This window comes from Pseudonocardia sp. EV170527-09 (genome assembly GCF_008369905.1).
Classification (GTDB): domain Bacteria; phylum Actinomycetota; class Actinomycetes; order Mycobacteriales; family Pseudonocardiaceae; genus Pseudonocardia.
Genome location: NZ_VRMC01000236.1, coordinates 1 through 1,423, shown reverse-complemented (window position 1 = coordinate 1,423; position 1,423 = coordinate 1). Strand labels below are relative to the sequence as shown.

1 protein-coding gene and 2 pseudogenes are annotated in these 1,423 nt (G+C 65.3%); all 3 read right to left on the bottom strand.

Features of this window, described 5'->3' with window-relative positions:
• A pseudogene (locus FVA95_RS28730) lies at positions 1-623 on the bottom strand (transposase); the annotation flags it as partial.
• Between the two features lie 74 nt (positions 624-697).
• Positions 698-829 (bottom strand): annotated as a pseudogene (locus FVA95_RS28725) (transposase); the annotation flags it as partial.
• A 19-nt stretch (positions 830-848) separates the two neighbouring features.
• Entirely contained in the window at positions 849-1,166 is a 318-nt protein-coding gene (locus FVA95_RS28720; RefSeq protein ID WP_149666895.1) for a hypothetical protein, read from the bottom strand.
• Positions 1,167-1,423: the final 257 nt, after the last annotated feature.

Genomic DNA, 1,423 nt, shown 5'->3' with positions numbered 1-1,423 from the left:
CGGCATCTTGTTCGGGGCAAACCGAGGCATTCGAATCTCCCATCCTGGAGATTCGCAACGACCGATGGAATCCGCCCCGCATCGAGCGGGCGGCCGGCTCAGTCGTTCATCTCGGCGACGACCTTGTCGGTGATCCGTGAAACCGTCTCCTTCGACACCGACGCCCCGTAGATGTCGGCGAAATGCGCGGAGATCTCTCCGGTGGTCATTCCTTTCGCATACAGCGACAGCACGATCTCATCCATATTCGTGAGTCGTCGTTGCCGCTTTCTCGCGATCTGTGGCTCGAAGGTGCTCTCCCGATCTCGAGGCACGTCGATCTCGACTTCACCAGCGGCATCCGAGATCACCGTCTTCGACCGCGTCCCGTTCCGCACGTTCGTGGCGTGCCGCTCCGGGTCCGCCTGATTCTTGGCGTGCCCGAGATGCTCGGTCATCTCCTCGTTGAGCGCGGTCTCCAGCACATTCTTGGTGAACAGCTTCAGCAGGCCGTCCGGGCCGGTCAACGCCAGCCCTCGCGCCTTGGCCTCGGCCACCATCGCCGCCGCGGCGGCCTGCTCCGGCGACAGCTCCCGCGCCGGCTTGGACTCACTCCTGCGTGGACTCACAAGGTCCGATGTCATCACTCACGGTGCCCATCCCGCCGCACCTCGGCCCGGCGTGTCGGGCCGAAAACACCGACCTTGGAACAGTCCCAATGTGCTGAGATCTCCCCGGTCGTCATGCCTTTCGCGTACAGAGACAGCACGATCTCGTCCACATCCGTGAGGCGGCGTTGCCGTTTCTTCACGATCTGTGCCTCGAAGCTGCTCTCCCGATCCCGCGGCAACCCGGGAGGGCGGGGCAGATCAGGCTCGGTTGAGCCGTTCCAGGATCTGGGTGAGTAGCGTCTGGGTCTGCTCGTTCGACCGTTCCAGCGCGTCGAACCGAGCACTGGTGCGCTGCTCCAAGGTGTCGAATCGCGCGCTCTGCGCCTCGAACTGAACGCTCGTACTCTCCGCGAGCTGCTCGAGCTTCGCGTCCAGGCTGCTGACCCGGTCGCCGAGGCTGCTGACCCGGCTGTCCAGGGCGTCGACCTTGCCTTCGATCCGCGAGGAGATCTCGTACAGGGCGTCGACGTCGGCGCCTTGCTGGCGCAAACGGCGTTCCACGTCGGGAGACGACATGGCCAGGAGCCTACAACACCTGCCGCGGGCCTGGCGTTGAACGGGTCTGCCCGGCCAGTACACGGGCGTCGGGATGGGTCGGGCGGCTACCGGCCGTGTCAGCCGGCTCCGTGCTCGCTCCTCGGCGAGCGGACGAACTGCAGCACCCGGGCTTCCCCAACGCCCGGGTCGGGGACTGTGAGAACATCGGTGTAACTCCGATCAAGGAGTGTGGACCCGATGACAGACCAGGCAGCGGAGCCGGTGACCGACCTGGA

What these genes read in the sequence shown, in the direction of transcription:
- FVA95_RS28720 (WP_149666895.1), bottom strand. Translation starts at nt 1,166, where the DNA reads ATGTCGTCTCCCGACGTGGAACGCCGTTTGCGCCAGCAAGGCGCCGAC.